Here is an 18,659-nt window from a genome sequence, read left to right as displayed (position 1 = left end):
GCAACACCATGGCAGATGTAACACTTAAGGGTATCGTCAAGGACTTCGGGTCAACCCGCATCATCCACGGCGTTGATTTGCAGATCAAAGATCGTGAACTGATCGTGTTTGTCGGACCATCCGGCTGCGGTAAGTCGACTTTGCTGCGCCTGATCGCCGGACTTGAAGATATTACTGATGGTGAAATGTTCATTGATGGAGACCTGGTGAACCAGCGCACTCCAAAGGAACGCAAGATTGCCATGGTGTTCCAGAGCTATGCTCTTTATCCGCACATGAGTGTTTATGAGAATATGGCGTTTGGCCTTGAGCTCTCCAAGCATTCTAAAGAGGATATCAAAGAGAAGGTGATGGAGGCAGCTCGTATTCTTGAGCTGACTCCGTTGCTGGAACGTAAGCCGAAGCAGCTCTCTGGTGGTCAGCGTCAGCGTGTGGCGATTGGCCGTGCGATTGTTCGTAATCCTAAGGTCTTCCTGTTTGATGAGCCGCTGTCCAACCTTGATGCGGCGCTGCGTGTGCAGATGCGTATCGAGATTGCCAAGCTGCATCAGGACATGGATGCCACCATGGTGTACGTGACCCACGACCAGGTGGAAGCAATGACGCTTGCTGACCGAATTGTGGTGCTGAATGCGGGCCGCATTGAGCAGGTTGGTAGCCCGCTTGAGCTGTATCACCGCCCGCGCAACAAGTTCGTGGCTGGCTTCATTGGATCGCCAAAGATGAATTTCATTGAGGCTCAGGTGACTGGTGTTTCTGAAGACGGTGTTGAGCTGTCTGTTGTTGGCTCCGCACCGGTGACGGTTGCTGTTGACCCGTCCTCTGTTGCTATTGGCGATAAGGTGGAGTTCGGCATTCGTCCCGAGCATATGGTGAGCGGCGGCGAAGGTGAGCTGGCCGGTAAGGTGGAAGTCATCGAAGAGCTTGGTGAGAGCCACTTCCTGCATGTGCGCCTGACGGATGGTTCACTGGTGACCGTTCAGGGTAAGGGCGATGCGCAGGCAAAGGCTGGCGAGAGCTGTCAGGTGAAGCTGGAATGCGGCCATGCGCACGTGTTTGGCGGTGACGGATTCGCGATTTCTAAATTGGGGACGTTAGGTCAGCAAGAAAAGGCCGCAACTCTTGAGAGTGTTTGATAAATAAAATTTCTCACAGGCTCAGTCCAATTTGGCATTTTGTTCCAGTGCCGCACCTTGTGTGCGGCACTTGTCGTTTGGGGAGTCGCCAGCGCATCCTTAAAACGATTAAATAGCTGATTTTTTTAGGCTGAATCAGGTCTGATCATACCAATTGACTACTCCGTTAGGGGAGGTTGGATTACTGGCAGAAACCGCAAGGTTAGTCTTTCAGGATCAAGCGAAGATTGAGCTCCTGCATGGTATTCTTGGGCTGAGCTCAACCAAGGGTACTTGTTCCCTTTCCTAAAAAATGAAAGAATTTAATCAGTGATTGCACTTATGCGCGATTACAATTCTTTTTGCCTTTGCCAGTCCAACGATGCGAAGGCCTTTTATAAATAGGGGAGCATTTTTAAATGCAATTTAAGCGTAGTCTTCTCTCGCTCGCGCTTGCTGCAAGCGTGGCGATGCCAATTTCCGGCGCTATCATCACTGAGGCAGGTGCTGCAACACCACCTAACATGCTCATCATTGCTGGCCGTATCGACGACCTCATCTCTCTTGACCCGCAAGAGATGTTTGAGTTCTCCGGCACAGACATGGCGAACAACATCTACGACAAGCTGGTTATGCTGGACCCATCCGACCTTTCTAAAGGTTATGGCCCAGGTCTGGCTGAGAGCTGGGAGATCTCCGAGGATGGCAAGACCTTTACCTTCAAAATGCGTGAAGGCATCAAGTTCCATTCCGGCAACCCTGTAACTGCAAAGGACGCTGAATTCAGTATCCGCCGTGCAGTTGCTCTGAAAAAGACACCTTCCTTCATTCTTACTCAGTTCGGTTTCACCGCTGAGAACATGAATGACACCATCAAGGCTGTTGATGCGAACACGTTCCAGATCACCACTGACAAGAAGTACGCTCCTTCTTTCGTGCTGAACTGCTTCACCGCTGCAATCGCTTCCATCGTTGACTCTGAGCTGGTTAAGTCCAACGAAGTTGACGGTGACTGGGGTAACGGCTGGCTGAAAACTAACTCTGCTGGTTCTGGCGCATTCAAGCTGCAGAACTGGAAGCCAAATGAGTCTTACTCTCTGACAGCTGTTCCAGGTTACTGGCGTGGTGAAGTTGCGATGAAGCGCGTTATCGTGCGTCACGTGATGGAATCTGCTTCTCAGCGTCTGATGCTGGAAAAAGGCGACGTTGATATTGCGCGTCACCTATCTCCAGAAGACATTGCATCCATCTCCACCAACGAAGACCTCAAGGTTGAGGACACTCTTCGTGGTCGTCTGATGTACATCTCCTTCAACCAGAAAGATAAGGCTCTGTCCCATCCGAAGGTTGCGGAAGCTCTGAAGTACCTTGTTGACTATAAAGGTATGACCGGTTCCTTCCTGAAAGGTCAGTACACCATTCAGCAGGCGTTCCTGCCACAGACCTACATGGGTGAGTTGAAAGACACTCCTTACTCCCTGAACGTTGAAAAAGCGAAAGCTCTGCTGGATGAAGCTGGTTATGCTGATGGCTTCGACGTTGAGTTCATCGTTCGTAACGCAACTGAGCGTCTCGAAATTGCTCAGAGCCTGCAGAACACCTTCGGTCAGGCTGGCATCAACGCGAAGATCTCTACCGGTACCGGTAAACAGATCCTCGGTCGTTACCGTGCTCGTGACTTCCAGATCTACGTAGGTGCATGGGGTCCGGACTATCCAGATCCACACACAAACGCTGACACCTTCGCGAACAACCCTGACAACCGCGATGAAGCAAAACTGACAGGTAAACTGGCATGGCGTAACGCTTACCCAGCAAAAGACCTGACAGTTCTGACTGATCTGGCTGTGCAGGAAAGTGACCGTGAGAAGCGTGCTCGCATGTACGTTGAAGCTCAGAAGACCTTCCAGAAAGAAGCTCCATTTGCAGTTATGTTCCAGAAAATCGAACAGAACTCCATGCGTGCAAACGTATCTGGCTTCAATCCGGGTGGCGCGATCACAAGCGTATTCTACTGGCCTGTTAAAAAATAAGATTGGCTGATACAAAATGAGCATCGCTGACTCTACAGCGACTGTGGCGCGGCGAGGGACTTCCTCGCCGCTCTACAAGATTTTGAAAGGTTTGATCGCTGGCCTTTTCTCCATCACCCTCACCATGGTGGGGCTGCTTTTCGTAACCTTTATCATTGCGCGCGTTATGCCCGTCGACCCGGTTCTTGCGGTTGTCGGTGAGCGTGCTTCCCAAGAAATTTATGAGGCAGCCTACAAGGCCATGGGTCTTGATCAGCCGCTGATTGTGCAGTTCTGGCTGTTCCTGAAACAGGTGGCTATGGGTGACTTCGGGATGTCGACGCTGACAGCGCGGCCCGTAGTTGAAGACGTTGCCCGTGTATTCCCGGCAACCCTTGAGCTTGCAACCCTGGCGACGATTGCCGGTGTGGGCCTTGGCGTGCCGATGGGTGTGATTGCAGCTGTGAATGAAGGCCGGTGGCCTGACCAGCTGATCCGCCTTGTTGGATTGTTTGGCTACTCCATGCCGATTTTCTGGTTCGGCCTGATGGGCCTGCTGATTTTCTACGGCATTCTTGGTTGGGTTGGTGGCCCAGGCCGTATTGATATCTACTATGAAGATATTGTTCCTGTCGTATCAGGGATGATCCTGATCGATAGCCTGCTTGCTGGTGAGATCGAGATCTTCTGGAATGCGGTGAGCCACATCATCCTGCCAGCCAGCATTCTTGGTTATTATTCCATCGCCTACATTTCACGCATGACCCGCTCTTTCATGCTTGAGCAGTTCTCTCAGGAGTACATTACTACTGCGCGCGTGAAGGGTGTTTCTGAGACTGCTGTGATCTGGCGTCATGCTTTGCCGAACGTGATGATACCGCTGATTACTGTGATCGCGCTCTCCTATGCGAACCTGCTGGAAGGGTCTGTGCTGACTGAGATCATCTTCTCCTGGCCGGGGCTGGGCAACTACATCACCAACGCTCTGCTTTCTGCGGATATGAACGCGGTACTGGGTGGAACGGTTGTGGTTGGTGCGATCTTTGTGGGTCTCAACCTCTTCTCTGACTTTATGTACAAAGTGGTGGATCCGAGGGCACGATGACAACAGCACCTGTAAAATCAAATGTGCCTGAGAAGACTGGTTTGAAGGCATGGCTCACCTCTGATGCACCTGAATCGCGCGGTCATGCGCGTGCTGTGCAGCTGTATCTGGGGTGGTTGAAACTCTATGAAAACAAACTCGCTTTCCTTGGTTTCCTGATCATTCTTGGTCTGGTGTTGATGGCTGTCTTTGCGCCGCTGCTGGCGACCGCTGAACCGAATGCGCAGGACTTGAGTAAACGCCTGCTGTCACCGGGGACAGATGGGTATTTGCTGGGTACTGATGAGCTGGGTCGCGACATTTACAGCCGGCTTGTTTATGGCTCCCGTATCACTCTCTTGATTGTCGGCATTGTTGCCTTCACCGCACCGGTCTTCGGTTTGCTGATTGGTACAGTGGCTGGTTATCTGGGTGGTTGGGTTGATCAGGTGCTGATGCGCTTGGTGGACATCTTCCTTGCCTTCCCGCGCCTTGTTTTGGCGCTGGCGTTTGTTGCTGCGATTGGTGCAGGTATTGAGAGTGCCATTATCGCGATCAGCCTGACAGCCTGGCCTCCTTACGCCCGTATTGCACGTGCTGAAACTCTGACCATTCGTAATGCAGATTACATCAGTGCTGTGCGTCTGCAAGGTGCGGGTGTCATGCACATCATCGTGGGTCATGTGTGGCCGCTGTGTTTGTCCTCCATCATCGTGCGTGTGACACTGGATATGGCTGGGATCATTCTGACGGCTGCTGGTCTTGGCTTCCTTGGTCTTGGTGCTCAACCGCCAGAGCCAGAGTGGGGTGCGATGATCTCTGCTGGCCGTAAGTTTGTTCTGGACCAGTGGTGGGTTGCTGCCATGCCGGGTATGGCGATCTTTATCGTGTCTTTGGGCTTCAACCTGCTGGGTGATGGTCTGCGCGATATTCTTGATCCGAAGAAAAGCCAGAGCTGAGGGAGAGGACCATGAGTGATACGCTTTTAAGCGTTGAGGACCTTTGGGTTCGCTTCCCAACCCGCAATGGTACCGTTGATGCTGTGCGGGGGATTTCGTTCTCTATCGGGCGTGAGCGCGTTGGAATTGTGGGTGAGAGTGGTTCTGGTAAGTCCATGACTGGCCGCTGTATTCTGCGTCTGATCCGCTCTCCGGGGCAGATGGAGGCTAAATCCATCCTGTTCAACGGTGAGAACCTGCTGGACTATTCTGAGAAGCAGATGCGCAAGATCCGTGGACACCAGATTTCCATGGTGATGCAGGATCCGAAGTTCTCGCTGAACCCGGTTCACACTGTTGGTAAGCAGATTTGTGAGGCTTTGCGCCTGCACACCAAGGCATCGCGCCGTGAAGCCCGTCAGGGCGCTCTGGAGATGCTGGAAGCGGTGCAGATCCGTAATCCCGAGCGTGTGTTTGACAGCTACCCACATGAGCTCTCCGGCGGTATGGGCCAGCGTGTGATGATCGCGATGATGCTGATCACTGATCCCAAACTGCTGATTGCTGATGAGCCGACTTCAGCGCTGGACGTGACCGTTCAGATGAAGGTGCTGGCGATTATGGACAAGCTGGTGCAGGAGCGCGGTATGGGGCTGATCTTTATCAGTCACGACCTGAACCTTGTCTCTTCTTTCTGTGACCGCATCATCATCATGTATGCAGGCCGTATTGTTGAGACCTGTAAGGCCAGTGAGCTGCATAAAGCGACGCACCCTTATACTCGTGGGCTGCTGAACGCCTTGCCGCGTATTGAGGAGCCTAAGGGACGTCTTGAAGCGCTGCAGCGTCAGGACAGTTGGAAGCAGGAGGCCAGTGTCGATGCAAGGGTCTGATAGTGCTGTGATGGAACGTAAGCCATGGGTTGCGGAAGCAACGAATGATGCGCGCCTCGAAATCAAGAGTCTGAACGTTTACTTCGGTGATGGCCCGGATCGTTTTCAGGCCGTCAAGAATGTGAGCCTCAAGGTTCAGCAGGGTGGTAGCTTCGGTATCGTTGGTGAATCTGGCTCAGGTAAATCAACTGTTCTGCGCGCTGTGTGCGGACTGGTTGAGAGCTGGGACGGTGAGATTGATATTGACGGAGCCCCTGTCTCTCATAAGCGTGACAAGGCCTTTGCTCGCAAGATTCAGATGGTCTTTCAGGACCCTTACGCATCGCTGCATCCACGCCATACAGTTGACCGAGTTTTGTCAGAACCACTGAAATTACATGGGTTTGACGATATTGACGGTCGTGTGCTTCGTGCATTGGATGATGTGGGGCTTGGAGCTGATTTCCGCTTCCGTTATCCGCATCAGCTTTCTGGTGGTCAGCGGCAACGTGTGGCGGTTGCACGGGCTTTGATGCTTGAACCGGAGATCCTGTTGTTGGATGAACCAACCTCAGCGTTGGACGTGTCCGTGCAGGCGGAGATCTTGAACCTGTTTGCGGATCTGCGCAAAGAGCATAACCTCACCTATGTGATGGTGACGCATGATCTGGCTGTGGTGGCTCATATGTGTGATGAGATCGCGGTTATGCAGCATGGTGGAGTGGTTGAGGTGATGGATGTTGAGGCTATGCGCCAATCCAAACCAGAGACTGCCTACACTCAGGAACTGCTGAAGGCCTCTATGGGATATGATGCTGAGTTCTTTGGAGACAGCTGACCTGTCAATGAGTTAGACGATTTACGAAAGCCCTGCCATCCTGGTGGGGCTTTTGTTGTTTTGGGCCAAGAACTTTACTAGGATCGCCCTATTGCTTTTGAGATTATGAGCTGCGGAGCCGCAGATGAAATACTTTTATGGTGTTCTTTGTATTTTAGGATTTCTGCTGCCCTACGGGGCATTTATGCCATGGCTGCTTGAAAATGGCCTGGATTTACCACGGCTTTTAGCGGAGGCTTTTGCAGGTGAGATTTCTGCTTTTGCCTGGCTGGATGTTGTGGTTTCTGCGGTGGTTTTGACAGGCTTCATCTTTGCCGAAGGGCAACGACTTGGAATGAAGTTTCTTTGGCTACCGATTCTTTCTGTGTTCACCGTTGGTGTGTCACTCGGCCTGCCATTGTTCTTGCTGCTGCGGGAATTACACGTTGAAAAAACATCGAAAACAGGCGCGGTTAGCGGAAAAAACGTAGCGCGTATATGATAGTTGGAACTCATGTGCAGAAAATAGACTACGCCAATGAGTTCACTGTGAATTTCTTAATGTTTTCTGCTATAAACAAGCCGCTTAATCCTACGAGTACACGAGCTGAAACACTCGCAGATTAGCTTGGGTGTTTTCTAATTTATCTACGGTGTCTTCTTTGAGAAGTCTTGACGAAAATCTTATTTCGCATATTCCTCCGTTCCGCAAACTGGAACGCGTTGATATTAGAGAGATTTTGGACGCAGCAACGCCAAAGCGTTTCAGTGCGGGTCAAGCTATCTTTGAAGAACATGAGCCAGCAGAGCGGTTCTTTCTGCTTCTCGATGGCCATGTGCGGGTTATTCGCACCACCGCAGCTGGTGATCAGGTGATTGCACGCCACATCGTCAGCGGCGAGCTGATGGGCATCGCGCCTGCAATCGGGCGCACGACTTATCCGGCAAGTGCTGTCGCGATTGATGATTGCCTTGTGCTGTTCTGGCCTACAAACCTCTGGCAGACGTTTGTTGCGAAGTATGATGGCTTTGCCACGGAGACCTACAAAACCGTCGGTGAGCGCATCTCAGAGGCTAACAATCACATTCTGGAGCTGGCGACCCAGCAGGTTGAGCAGCGTGTTGCTCGTGCACTTCTGCGTTTGGCTATTCAAAGCCATCGTGACACGGAAGAGGGCATGGAAATCGATTTTCCGCTTACCCGCCAGAATATCTCCGAGATGACAGGCACAACACTCTACACCGTGAGTCGTTTGCTAAGTGCTTGGGAGAAGCAGGGAATTGTGACCAGCGGTCGTAAAAAGGTTGTTGTGACAGACCTCGGCAAGCTGAAGACTCTGGCTGATTTGGACCCTATGGGCGACTCCTAAGCCGAGTGGGGTACTCACGCGTGTGGTACTAGGCATAAGTACCAGTATTCTCGATTTTGTATCTCATTGTTTTATTTAAATTATTTCTTACATATCCGGTAATTACCGAATAGGTTGTTCTAGCACAAACTTCGCCACTGGCGTCAATTTTATCATCTTCGGGACCGTAACCACGATAGGATTCCGTAGATGTCAGAATTCCTTACAAAATCGCGGGCACGAAATATTTTTTATGGGGGATCCTTATTCTTCATAGGCATATTTGCCGTGCTCTCAATCGACAGCCACCTTTACGTCGTGAATGAATCGACTGCTAAGGCTCCGCTTACGGACGAAGTCGTCCTTGGTAAGCACGTTTGGGAAAAGCATTCCTGCATCAACTGTCACACACTGCATGGTGAAGGTGCTTACTTTGCACCAGAAGTCGGCAACGTGATGACACGTTGGGGTGTTCTGGATGATCCAGATGATGCTGCTGAAACTCTTGGCTCATGGATGGAATCTCAACCTAGCGGCATCGAAGGGCGTCGTCAGATGCCATACTTCAAGCTGACAGAAGAAGAAGTCCGCGGCCTCTCAGAATTCTTGCGTTGGGCTGATAAGACCAACACGCAAGACTGGCCACCGAACGACGCTGGTTAAGGGGTGGTATTATGAAATACAGTTCTCAAAAAGTTGCGTATGCTTACTTCGTAGCTGCGCTTGGACTATTTGCAATCCAGGTTCTCGTCGGTTTGATCGGCGGCTGGATTTACGTTTCACCTAACTTCCTTTCGGAGTTGCTGCCGTTCAACATCGTTCGCATGTTGCACACCAACGCGCTGGTCGTCTGGCTTCTGCTCGGCTTCTTCGGTGCTGCTTACTTCATCATTCCTGAAGAGAGTGAGCGGGAAATCCATTCCGTGAAACTCGCTTACATCCAGTTGCTTATTCTGGTTGTCGGTACTCTGGGTGCTGTTGTCAGCTATATCTTCGGCATTCACGAAGGTCGCGAGTTCCTTGAGCAGCCGCTCTGGGTTAAAGTCGGCATTCTTGTTGCTGCACTGATCTTCCTGTTCAACATCTCCATGACTGTGCTGAAAGGTCGTAAGACTGCAATCACCAACATCCTGGTGATCGGTCTGTGGGCTCTTTCCCTGCTATGGCTGTTTGCATTCTACAATCCTGCAAACCTCAGCCTGGACAAAATGTACTGGTGGTATGTTGTTCACCTTTGGGTGGAAGGTACCTGGGAACTCGTGATGGCTTCCATCCTTGGCTTCCTGATGCTGAAACTCACCGGTGTTGACCGCGAAGTTATCGAGAAGTGGCTCTACATCATCGTAGCAACCGCTCTGTTCTCTGGTATTCTTGGTACAGGCCACCACTACTACTGGATTGGCTTGCCTGGCTACTGGCAGTGGATTGGTTCCATCTTCTCAACTCTGGAAGTTATTCCATTCTTCCTGATGATGACCTTCTCCTTCGTCATGGTCTGGAAGGGTCGTAAGAACCATCCAAACAAAGCAGCTCTGCTGTGGTCTCTCGGTTCCGCAACTGTTGCGTTCTTCGGCGCTGGCGTATGGGGCTTCCTGCATACTCTGCACGGTGTGAACTTCTACTCACACGGTACTCAGATCACTGCAGCGCATGGTCACCTTGCCTTCTTCGGCGCATACGTTGCTCTGAACCTTGCAGTATTCACCTACGCAATGCCAATGCTGAAGGGTCGTAACCCATACAACCAGGTTATCAACATGGGCAGCTTCTGGCTCATGACCGGTGGTATGTCCTTCATGACCTTCGTGCTGACATTTGCTGGTACCATCCAGACACACATGCAGCGTGTTGTTGGTGAAGACTTCATGACCGTTCAGGATCAGCTGACAGTGTTCTACATCATGCGCTTCGGTGCTGGTGCAGCTGTTGTACTCGGTGCAATCCTGTTCATCTACTCCGTGCTCGTACCACGGAAGGAACTGTTCACCGAGACATCTGGTTCCAAACCAGTAACCGGAAGCAACCCTGAAGCCCAAGCAGTTCTGGAAGGTGGTCGTTAATGACTGTACAGAACCACGTTTTTGATGTGCCCTATTATCAGCCAATCGCCGATGAATGTGCATTATTTGAAACGGCTTTTAACAAAGGTCTGCCCCTTCTTTTGAAGGGGCCGACGGGCTGCGGCAAAACCCGCTTCGTGGAACACATGGCCGCGAAGCTGGGTCGCCCGATCTACACCGTGGCTTGCCACGATGATCTTTCCGCAGCAGACCTGATTGGTCGTTACCTGCTTAAAGGCGGCGTGACTGAGTGGGTTGATGGCCCGCTGACCCGCGCTGTTCGTGAAGGTGCGATCTGCTATCTTGATGAAGTGATCGAAGCACGGAAAGACGTTGCGGTTGTTCTGCACCCGCTGACCGATAACCGTCGTCGTCTCATCATTGAGAGAACTGGCGAAGAGCTGCAAGCTCCTCCGAACTTTATGCTCGTTGCCAGCTATAACCCCGGCTATCAGAACGTTCTGAAGCAGATGAAGCCTTCCACACGGCAGCGCTTCCTCTCAACCACCTTCGATTTCCCTGATGCGGAAACTGAAATTCAGGTTGTTGCTAAAGAAAGCGGACTTGATGTTGAGCGTACCAAGAACCTGGTTCGTCTCGCCGGCCATATCCGTGGTCTTTCCAGCCTGGATCTGGAAGAGGGTGTTTCAACCCGCTTGCTGATCTATGCAGCATCCCTGATTGCTGGTGGTATGCCAGTCGACAAAGCACTGCAATACTCTGTTGTTGAACCGCTGAGTGATGAACCTGATGTTCAGGTTGCGCTTCGTGATTTGATCGCAGTTGTTTACGGGTGAGCCTGATGAAAGAGCAAATACTGGAGTTTTTAGAGCCTGAAGAAGCCGTAGGTAATCTGTGGCATGATTATGCTTCAAGCCTGGGTGCTCCAGTGCACTACGAAGATATGGAGGTCGAGCTGGCTAAGCTTCGTACCTCCGTGCAAGTGGTGTTTCGCGGGTTAGGTGGTGAAGCGAAAGTCGAGATCAGTCAAGCTCCGGCGACCGCTTCAACCTACCGTATGCCCGTCAAACGCAAACTGGGTAACGCGGCTGAGACTATTTTTCTCTCCGAGTTTGATGGTGAGCGTTTAAGACTTCCGCCGGTTCTCGGTGTTTTCCCAAGTGCGGAGATGAACCGCGCGCATTACATCTGGCTTGCTGCTTTTGCGGCCAACTGTGATGTTCAGAAAATGCCGGAAGATCCATTGCAGGCGGATGTTCAGGCGTTGGCTTTGGCCAAGCAAGCTATTGAGCGTGTTTGGGAAAAGTGCAGTGGCCTGCAGAAGTTCTTCCGTGAATCCTGCGAGTTCTTGTTGCAAACTCGTAAGCGTCCAAGTCTTCCTGAATGGGAAGCTGCGGTTGAAGCTATTGTTCTGGAACTGCTTGGTGGACCGCGTGCGGTGACCAGCACAAGTGCAACTATTCGCAAGGCGATGGAATGTGTTGATGAGCGTTGGAAGCTGCAGGCTCCACGTGGATATTGCACTTTTGCGCCTGTGCCGATCTGGGTTTCCAGTGAGTTGGTCAACGGTGAACGGGGTGAAGAGCGCTCGGATGAGCAAGCTCCGCCAACACCGCAAGGTGCCAACGCGACATCGAAACGCAAAGCGAAGCGCGAGAAGCGTGAGCAGGCGGATCGAAAAGACAGTTTTATTCTGCACCGGTTTGAGGCGATCCTCTCCTGGGTAGAAAGCATGAACCTCAATCGTAGTACTGACGATGATGAAGAGGAAAATGCGCAGAAAGCAGCTGATGATCAGGACTACATCAGCCTTTCCAAAAATCAGCGGAAAGCCGCGACGCGTTTGCGTTTGCATCTGGATCTGTCTCCGGAAGATGCGGACCACGAACGCCTTTCCGACAAATACACTTATCCTGAATGGGATCATCGCCAGCGTAAGTTCCTAGAAGATCATTGCCGCGTTCTTGAGAAAGACGCCGAGCCTGATTACGAGAGCGTGCTGCTGACAGATGCCTATCACAGACGCCGTATCCGGCAGGTGAAACGCCAGTTTGAAGCTTTACGTCCGAAGCGGATCATGCAGATGCGTCAGGCGGAAGGTTCTGAACTGGATCTAGATGCGTTGGTTACAGCGCAAGTTGATCTGAAGGCATCCGGGTATGCGTCCGATCGGATCTTCCAGGATGCCCGCGCTGTCGAGCGTGATCTTTCTGTTGCGATGTTGCTTGATACATCCCGCTCCACTGAGAGTGCGGTTGGCGATTCCAGCGTGATCGAAATTGCTGGGGCTGCTCTGGCTGCATTGTCTGGCGGTATCGATGCAAGTGGTGATCATCTCGGCGTCTGGGGCTTCTCGTCCTTGAAACGAGACCGCGTTTTCATGAACAAAGCCAAAGGCTTCGATGAGCAGATGACTGACGAGGTGATTGCGAAGATTGGCGGGCTCAAGCCTTGTTATTACACCCGTCTGGGTGCTGCGATCCGGCATACAACCGCGCAGCTTGCCTTGCAGCAAACACAGCGGAAGCTTTTGCTTGTACTAACAGACGGAAAGCCAAACGACTTGGATCACTATGAGGGCATTCACGGCATTGAAGACAGTTACATGGCTGTTCGTGAAGCGCGTCGTCAAGGCATGGCAGTTCATGGTGTGATTGTTGATGAGGATGGGCAGGACTGGTTTGCCCGGATCTTCGGCAAGGGTGGTTATACATTGTTCCCAAATCCGGAGCGTCTTACTCGCGCGCTACCTGATATCTACAGAAGCCTGACAAGGGAGTATTAGATTATGAAGCTTTTCTATATGGTTATGGGCTTTATGGCGGGTCTGCTGCCTTTGTCCGCAATGTCGGCGGTTTCCGGGTATCAGCGCCCTGTGCCACAGCCGCAAAGTGCGACTGCTGAACTCTGGTTTTTGCTGGCAACAGTTATGCTTGTTGTTTCACTTTATGTCGTTCACAGGGTCGTTAAAGGCAGATGACTGAAGACGAACTCCGCAATCGCATCAGCGTAAGAAGGCTGGCGCTCTATCTTTACCCGTTGGGTATTGGAGCGGTTGGCATCAACCTCTTCTTTCTGTCGCTGATCTTTTCATGGGTTGGGCTGCCAGTCATGTCGCCCTATCTCGCGATGGCTGGAGGTGTTGTGTTCGGCTATCCATTTGCATATCCCTTCGCGAAGCATATCCGATACCTGATGGATAAATCGGACGGATTGCTGGACTGATCGAACAGTTCAGTGAAGGTTGAATCTCAGCGCGGCCTCTTCAGGTCGCGCTTTTTTTGTGAGAAGTGGTCACTGCATTGATCTGATTGACAATTCTGTCAATTCAGGACTGCTGATTATTGTGCCAGCATAGTGTTGATTTGCTGGAGTTGTTTTGCGTTCCTTCTGGCCTGGACTTCTGATCGAGAGAGGCAGCAGTTGCGAGCGTTTTCTGCCCGTACATTTTTGCTGGAACTGAGGTGGTGTTGCTGGCTGACAGCAGCATGCTTTGGGCTCTGCTCGGGATTTGGGGGAGAGGCTTCTGCTCAATCAAGCCGTTGGCCTTTAGACTGGAACAGCTGGGAAACCGCGACTGGAGACTGGGGCGGATATCGCACCAAGCTCAATAACATGGGCATTGATCCAGAGCTGAACTATACGCATGACATCATGGCAAATCCGGTTGGTGGCGAGCGGCAATCTTTGGCTTATGCAGGGGCGCTTGATGCCAGTGTTGATTTTGATCTTGAGACATTGTTGGGATTTAACGGAACCAGTTTTAGCTTGGGTTTGTACCAAGGTCTCGGGCGTGACCTTTCCGGTGAAGACATCAATAACTTTTTCGATGTGGCGCAGATCTTCATCGGCGATGTGTTTGGCATTTCGCAGATGAACTTTCTGCAGACATTGGCCAATGATCGGATTGAGATTGCGCTTGGCAGATTGTCGGCTGGTACTGACTTTGCCTTCAGTGAAGCATTCCCGCTTTATGTGAACACCGCCGTCAACGGCAACCCGGCTCAGTTGCTTGAAAACGTACCATCTTTTACGACGCCGCCCTTCAGCCAGTGGGGTGTGCGAGGAACGGTTAAACCGGAGGAGTTCCTGTATCTTTCGGTTGCCGCTTATAATGCTGATGTGAATGCTCAGGACAATGACACGCAAGGGCTGAACTTCAAGTTCAATCCCGAAGATGGCGTGCTGGCTATTGCTGAAGGCGGGTTGCTTGTTGGCCAGGAAAGTAATGGTCCGTATCTACCCGGACGCTACATGATTGGTGGGTACTATGATACCAGTGACTACACCAGTTTTGTAGATCCAGATGACATCATTGAGGGGAACTGGGGGCTCTACTTCATCGCCAACCAAATGGTCTATGAAGAGCAAGCGGATCAGGGACTTAACATCTGGGGTGTGTTTACGTTGGCCCCGCGTCAGAGCATCAATAGTTTCCCGTATGGAGTGAGTGGTGGTGCCTATTACAAAGGGTTGTTTGATAGCCGTGATAACGACATCACGGCAGGTGCTTTTTACTTAGGCATCTATAGCGAGGACTTGCCCGGTCAGACCTTCGAACTCGTTTTCGAACTGAACCATCGTTTTCAGTTTAATCAGTGGTTCTATACGACGGTGGATGGCCAGTATGTTGTGAACCCAAATGGGCAGACAAACATCTCTGATGCGTGGGTTGTTGGCCTCGAAATGTCTGTCGATTTCTAAGTAATTTCCCTGTGATTTTGAGCGTGATTTGGCCGTATCTGATAGTGCAAATCAGTTGCATAAAACATGTAGATTTACGGAAGAAAAAATACGCGGAAATCCACTGTAAACTTAGAGTTTTTGCGGCTCGGATAGCTGTTCTGCATGGGGGACGGCTCCGTAGCGAAGCAGTACAAAATTTCAGCTTTAAAACATAGGTATTCAAGTGCTGATTTTATCTTATCGAGCGGAACGTACTGACTCTACATCAGAATTCTCTAAATTAGTTTGGTTTGATGTAATTTGAAATATGGACGAAAGCTAAATCATCACGGAAGTGTGAGATGTAAACTCAAGTTAATTTTAAATCTTGAGTTTTCAGTACTAGTATTTCTCAAGCTTTCAAATTGATTGCAATCAAAATGAAAAAGTAATCTCGTTGATATATTTTTCTCAGTTCAGTTGAGAAGTTGATTCTATCATGCAAGCGCAGATGGAGAGGCGGCGTTTTCTTGGTATATCCAAGTATGCGGAGGATAAACCGTGTCCGCCCTACAGTATTAGCATAGATAAATTTTCGGATGCTTGCACCGGTTGCGGCGATTGTGTTTCCGCGTGCCCTGAAAAGATCCTTCTCATTTCTGAACGGAGCAGATTGGCTGTTGTCGATTTCGGCATGGGATCCTGCACGTTTTGTGAGGAATGTGTCGACGCCTGCAAGGAGGGAGCGTTGGTCAAGACTGATGAGGCTCCCTGGGCGATGAAAGCTACCATCGGTTCCAACTGCCTCTCTTTTCAAAAGATCGCGTGCCGATCCTGCGCAGACTTTTGTGAGATGAGGGCAATCCGGTTTCATCTTGGCCTTGGTGGCCAGCAAATTCCTGATTTGGACAGTGAAGCCTGTACCGGCTGTGGTGCCTGCCTTGTTGCCTGTCCCAATGGATCCATCGAAATGCGTGAAATTAAACTCCAAGAGGAGGTTCTATGAACATTTGCGGCGTTCTTGTGACCTGCGAGCCGGGCAAGACCCAAGAGGTTTCCGAAGCAATCACAGCCCTTCTGGGCGTGGAAGTTCATATCACCAATGAAGATACAAGGCAGCTCGTCGTCACAGTGGAAGACACGGATGAGACATTTGCTGATCAGCAAGTGATGGAGCTCCACCGGACCCCGGGCGTTGTGTCTGCAGGACTTACTTACCATCAATTCGAACCAAACACCGACCCTGACTTGAAGGCGGCCTAACGGGAGGCAAACCATGTCAATCACGGCATCTCGCAGAGATATAATTAAGTCAGCAGCGGTTGCAGCAACTGCTTCTGCAGCTGGCATCGCTCTACCAAAGTCCGCCGAGGCTCAGGGAAAAGCCTCCGACATCCGCTGGGATAAGGCTGTCTGCCGCTTCTGCGGTACAGGCTGTTCACTCCTTGTTGGTGTGAAGGATGATCGCGTTGTGGCAACTCAGGGTGATCCTGACGCGCCTGTAAATCGCGGCCTGAACTGCATCAAAGGCTATTTCCTCTCCAAGATCATGTATGGTCAGGATCGCCTGAGAACACCGCTTCTGCGTAAGACCGGTGGCGTTTACGACAAGAATGGTGAGTTTGAGCCTGTTTCCTGGGATGAAGCCTTCACCGTTATGTCTGGCAAGTTCAAGGACGCGATCAAGAAGACTGGTCCGTCTGCGGTTGGTATGTTTGGCTCTGGTCAGTGGACCATCTGGGAAGGTTATGCTGCCTCCAAGTTTATGAAGGCGGGTCTGCGTTCCAATAACATCGATCCAAATGCGCGCCACTGTATGGCGTCTGCTGTGGCAGCGTTCATCCGTACATTCGGTATTGATGAGCCAATGGGCTGCTATGATGATCTGGAACTTGCTGACACGTTTGTGCTGTGGGGCGCGAACATGGCAGAGATGCACCCAATTCTCTGGTCACGCCTGACAGACACACGTCTGACAAAGCCTGGCTGTGAAGTGCATGTTCTTTCCACCTTCGAACATCGCAGCTTCGAGCTTGCCGACAACGGTATGGTGTTCACACCACAGACCGATCTGGTGATCCTCAACTTCATCGCCAACTACATCATCGAGAATGATGCGGTGAACTGGGACTTCGTGAACAAGCACGTCAACATCACCAAGACTGCGACAGATATTGGTTATGGTCTGCGTCCAAATGACGAGCGTGAGACAAGTGCTGAGAATGCTGGTTCCGGCAAGATCTCCAAGATCGACTTTGAAGAGTATAAGCAGCTCGTTTCCAAGTATACGCTTGAGTATGCAGAGGAAATGTCCGGTGTACCTGCGGAGAAACTCCTGAAACTGGCACAGGCATATGCTGATCCAAACCGGAAGGTTATGTCTCTCTGGACTATGGGCTTCAACCAGCACTCACGTGGTACATGGGTCAACAGCCTTTGCTATAACGTGCACCTGCTGACAGGTAAGATCTCCGAGCCAGGCAATGGTCCATTCTCTCTGACTGGTCAGCCATCAGCTTGTGGTACTGCCCGTGAGGTTGGCACCTTTGCGCACCGTCTGCCTGCGGACATGGTGGTTAAGAATCCTAAGCACCGCGAGATCTGTGAAAAGGCTTGGGGCATTCCTGAAGGTACGATCCCTGGTAAGCCTGGTTACCACGCCGTTCTGCATCACCGGATGCTTAAAGATGGCAAGCTGAATGCCTATTGGGTTCAGTGCACCAACAACCTGCAAGCTGCTCCAAACATGAACGAGGAAGGCTGGCCGGGTTATCGGAACCCAGACAACTTTATCGTGGTGTCTGATCCGTATCCAACCGTTACTGCAATGGCTGCTGATCTTATTCTGCCAACCGCTATGTGGGCAGAAAAAGAAGGTGCTTACGGCAACGCAGAACGTCGTACTCAGTTCTGGCGTCAGCAGGTGAAGGCTCCGGGTGAAGCTATGTCAGATGTCTGGCAGGTTATGGAGTTCTCCAAGTACTTCAAGACAGAAGAAGTCTGGCCTGAAGAACTTCTTGCCAAGAAGCCAGAATTACGCGGCAAGACACTGTTTGAAGTTCTCTTCGCCAATGGTGTGGTCGACAAGTTCCCTGTTTCTGAAGTGAAAGAAGGCTTCAACAACCACGAGTCTGAAGACTTTGGCTTCTACGTTCAGAAGGGTCTGTTTGAAGAGTACGCTCAGTTCGGTCGCGGTCATGCGCACGATCTGGCTGACTTTGACACCTATCACAAGGCTCGCGGCCTGCGTTGGCCAGTGGTTGATGGCAAGGAAACACTCTACCGCTTCCGTGAAGGCTACGATCCTTACGTTCCAAAAGGAGAGGGCGTCCGCTTCTACGGAAAGCCAGATGGTCGTGCGAACATCATCTTTGCTCCTTACGAGCCGCCTGCAGAAATGCCTGACAAAGACTTTGATCTCTGGCTGTGCACTGGTCGTGTTCTTGAGCATTGGCACACAGGTTCTATGACCCGTCGTGTTCCTGAGCTGCACAGAGCATTCCCTGCCGGTGTCGTGTTCATGCATCCGCAAGATGCACGTGAGCGTGGTCTACGCAGAGGGCAAGAGGTCACTGTATCAACCCGTCGTGGTGAAGTGCAGACACGCGTTGAAACCCGTGGTCGTAACAAGGTGCCTAAGGGCTTGGTCTACATGGCTTTCTTCGATGCAAGTCAGCTGACCAACAAACTCACCCTTGATGCCACTTGTCCGATTTCCAAAGAGACGGATTTCAAGAAGTGCGCTTGTAAAGTCGAAAGCGCTTAGAGCAACCCTCTGAGCAGCAA

Annotated in this window: 18 protein-coding genes; all 18 read left to right on the top strand. The window is 51.3% G+C overall.

All coding sequences use genetic code 11. From position 1 onward, the window contains the following. Positions 1-8: 8 nt before the first annotated feature. The 18 genes from AC3CB2_RS15600 (at position 9) to napA (ending at position 18,639) form a co-directional block, all read left to right on the top strand. Positions 9-1,136: an ABC transporter ATP-binding protein gene (locus tag AC3CB2_RS15600; RefSeq protein ID WP_352934047.1), complete on the top strand. Its 1,128-nt coding sequence runs from the start codon at positions 9-11 to the stop codon at positions 1,134-1,136. A gap of 398 nt (positions 1,137-1,534) precedes the next feature. Beyond that, positions 1,535-3,148: an ABC transporter substrate-binding protein gene (locus AC3CB2_RS15595; protein ID WP_054784611.1), complete on the top strand. Its 1,614-nt coding sequence runs from the start codon at positions 1,535-1,537 to the stop codon at positions 3,146-3,148. Positions 3,149-3,164: 16 nt separating this feature from the next. After that, the gene (locus AC3CB2_RS15590; protein ID WP_008552824.1) at positions 3,165-4,232 is read left to right on the top strand and encodes an ABC transporter permease; all 1,068 of its coding nucleotides are present in this window, start codon (positions 3,165-3,167) and stop codon (positions 4,230-4,232) included. After that, positions 4,229-5,170 carry an ABC transporter permease gene (locus AC3CB2_RS15585; protein ID WP_008552852.1) on the top strand — a complete coding sequence of 314 codons (942 nt, stop codon included), beginning with the start codon at positions 4,229-4,231 and terminating at the stop codon, positions 5,168-5,170. Before AC3CB2_RS15590 ends, AC3CB2_RS15585 begins: the two co-directional genes overlap by 4 nt. An 11-nt stretch (positions 5,171-5,181) precedes the next feature. After that, positions 5,182-6,042: an ABC transporter ATP-binding protein gene (locus tag AC3CB2_RS15580; RefSeq protein WP_352934044.1), complete on the top strand. Its 861-nt coding sequence runs from the start codon at positions 5,182-5,184 to the stop codon at positions 6,040-6,042. Continuing rightward, complete coding sequence (locus AC3CB2_RS15575; protein WP_352934043.1) at positions 6,029-6,859, top strand: ABC transporter ATP-binding protein; 831 nt, start codon at positions 6,029-6,031, stop codon at positions 6,857-6,859. Before AC3CB2_RS15580 ends, AC3CB2_RS15575 begins: the two co-directional genes overlap by 14 nt. A 124-nt stretch (positions 6,860-6,983) precedes the next feature. Beyond that, on the top strand, positions 6,984-7,340 hold the full coding sequence (locus AC3CB2_RS15570; protein WP_352934041.1) for a DUF2834 domain-containing protein: 357 nt from the start codon (positions 6,984-6,986) through the stop codon (positions 7,338-7,340). A 151-nt stretch (positions 7,341-7,491) separates the two neighbouring features. Then, positions 7,492-8,208 (top strand): Crp/Fnr family transcriptional regulator, encoded by a 717-nt coding sequence (locus AC3CB2_RS15565; RefSeq protein WP_008552895.1) that lies wholly within the window; start codon positions 7,492-7,494, stop codon positions 8,206-8,208. Positions 8,209-8,397: 189 nt separating this feature from the next. Continuing rightward, complete coding sequence (locus AC3CB2_RS15560; RefSeq protein WP_037038179.1) at positions 8,398-8,850, top strand: c-type cytochrome; 453 nt, start codon at positions 8,398-8,400, stop codon at positions 8,848-8,850. Between the two features lie 11 nt (positions 8,851-8,861). Then, entirely contained in the window at positions 8,862-10,247 is a 1,386-nt protein-coding gene (locus AC3CB2_RS15555) for a cbb3-type cytochrome c oxidase subunit I (RefSeq protein WP_008552859.1), read from the top strand. Then, the gene (locus tag AC3CB2_RS15550; RefSeq protein ID WP_008552880.1) at positions 10,247-11,044 is read left to right on the top strand and encodes a CbbQ/NirQ/NorQ/GpvN family protein; all 798 of its coding nucleotides are present in this window, start codon (positions 10,247-10,249) and stop codon (positions 11,042-11,044) included. The genes AC3CB2_RS15555 and AC3CB2_RS15550 overlap by 1 nt, the downstream gene beginning before the upstream one ends. 5 nt (positions 11,045-11,049) lie before the next feature. Then, a complete protein-coding gene (locus tag AC3CB2_RS15545) occupies positions 11,050-12,993 on the top strand; it encodes a nitric oxide reductase activation protein NorD (RefSeq protein ID WP_352934038.1) in 1,944 nt (647 codons plus the stop codon). A 3-nt stretch (positions 12,994-12,996) separates the two neighbouring features. After that, positions 12,997-13,188, top strand: a complete 192-nt coding sequence (locus AC3CB2_RS15540; protein ID WP_037038177.1) for a hypothetical protein — start codon at positions 12,997-12,999, stop codon at positions 13,186-13,188. Further along, positions 13,185-13,433, top strand: a complete 249-nt coding sequence (locus tag AC3CB2_RS15535; RefSeq protein ID WP_008552875.1) for a hypothetical protein — start codon at positions 13,185-13,187, stop codon at positions 13,431-13,433. The genes AC3CB2_RS15540 and AC3CB2_RS15535 overlap by 4 nt, the downstream gene beginning before the upstream one ends. 198 nt (positions 13,434-13,631) lie before the next feature. Continuing rightward, positions 13,632-14,912 carry a carbohydrate porin gene (locus AC3CB2_RS15530; RefSeq protein ID WP_352934036.1) on the top strand — a complete coding sequence of 427 codons (1,281 nt, stop codon included), beginning with the start codon at positions 13,632-13,634 and terminating at the stop codon, positions 14,910-14,912. 460 nt (positions 14,913-15,372) lie between these two features. Then, the gene (gene napF / locus AC3CB2_RS15525; RefSeq protein WP_352934034.1) at positions 15,373-15,879 is read left to right on the top strand and encodes a ferredoxin-type protein NapF; all 507 of its coding nucleotides are present in this window, start codon (positions 15,373-15,375) and stop codon (positions 15,877-15,879) included. Beyond that, entirely contained in the window at positions 15,876-16,136 is a 261-nt protein-coding gene (locus tag AC3CB2_RS15520; protein WP_352934033.1) for a chaperone NapD, read from the top strand. The genes napF and AC3CB2_RS15520 overlap by 4 nt, the downstream gene beginning before the upstream one ends. A gap of 13 nt (positions 16,137-16,149) precedes the next feature. After that, positions 16,150-18,639 (top strand): nitrate reductase catalytic subunit NapA, encoded by a 2,490-nt coding sequence (napA, locus tag AC3CB2_RS15515; protein ID WP_352934032.1) that lies wholly within the window; start codon positions 16,150-16,152, stop codon positions 18,637-18,639. Positions 18,640-18,659: the final 20 nt, after the last annotated feature.

The organism is Pseudovibrio sp. SCP20 (genome assembly GCF_057774105.1).
Note: the sequence above shows the minus strand (reverse complement) of the source record. Positions and strands in the feature narration are given on the sequence as shown.

Bases quoted from the DNA above. Each gene is read 5' to 3' on its own strand.
- AC3CB2_RS15600 (WP_352934047.1), top strand. From the start codon at position 9: ATGGCAGATGTAACACTTAAGGGTATCGTCAAGGACTTCGGGTCAACC.
- AC3CB2_RS15595 (WP_054784611.1), top strand. From the start codon at position 1,535: ATGCAATTTAAGCGTAGTCTTCTCTCGCTCGCGCTTGCTGCAAGCGTG.
- AC3CB2_RS15590 (WP_008552824.1), top strand. From the start codon at position 3,165: ATGAGCATCGCTGACTCTACAGCGACTGTGGCGCGGCGAGGGACTTCC.
- AC3CB2_RS15585 (WP_008552852.1), top strand. From the start codon at position 4,229: ATGACAACAGCACCTGTAAAATCAAATGTGCCTGAGAAGACTGGTTTG.
- AC3CB2_RS15580 (WP_352934044.1), top strand. From the start codon at position 5,182: ATGAGTGATACGCTTTTAAGCGTTGAGGACCTTTGGGTTCGCTTCCCA.
- AC3CB2_RS15575 (WP_352934043.1), top strand. From the start codon at position 6,029: ATGCAAGGGTCTGATAGTGCTGTGATGGAACGTAAGCCATGGGTTGCG.
- AC3CB2_RS15570 (WP_352934041.1), top strand. From the start codon at position 6,984: ATGAAATACTTTTATGGTGTTCTTTGTATTTTAGGATTTCTGCTGCCC.
- AC3CB2_RS15560 (WP_037038179.1), top strand. From the start codon at position 8,398: ATGTCAGAATTCCTTACAAAATCGCGGGCACGAAATATTTTTTATGGG.
- AC3CB2_RS15555 (WP_008552859.1), top strand. From the start codon at position 8,862: ATGAAATACAGTTCTCAAAAAGTTGCGTATGCTTACTTCGTAGCTGCG.
- AC3CB2_RS15550 (WP_008552880.1), top strand. From the start codon at position 10,247: ATGACTGTACAGAACCACGTTTTTGATGTGCCCTATTATCAGCCAATC.
- AC3CB2_RS15545 (WP_352934038.1), top strand. From the start codon at position 11,050: ATGAAAGAGCAAATACTGGAGTTTTTAGAGCCTGAAGAAGCCGTAGGT.
- AC3CB2_RS15540 (WP_037038177.1), top strand. From the start codon at position 12,997: ATGAAGCTTTTCTATATGGTTATGGGCTTTATGGCGGGTCTGCTGCCT.
- AC3CB2_RS15535 (WP_008552875.1), top strand. From the start codon at position 13,185: ATGACTGAAGACGAACTCCGCAATCGCATCAGCGTAAGAAGGCTGGCG.
- napF (WP_352934034.1), top strand. From the start codon at position 15,373: ATGCAAGCGCAGATGGAGAGGCGGCGTTTTCTTGGTATATCCAAGTAT.
- AC3CB2_RS15520 (WP_352934033.1), top strand. From the start codon at position 15,876: ATGAACATTTGCGGCGTTCTTGTGACCTGCGAGCCGGGCAAGACCCAA.
- napA (WP_352934032.1), top strand. From the start codon at position 16,150: ATGTCAATCACGGCATCTCGCAGAGATATAATTAAGTCAGCAGCGGTT.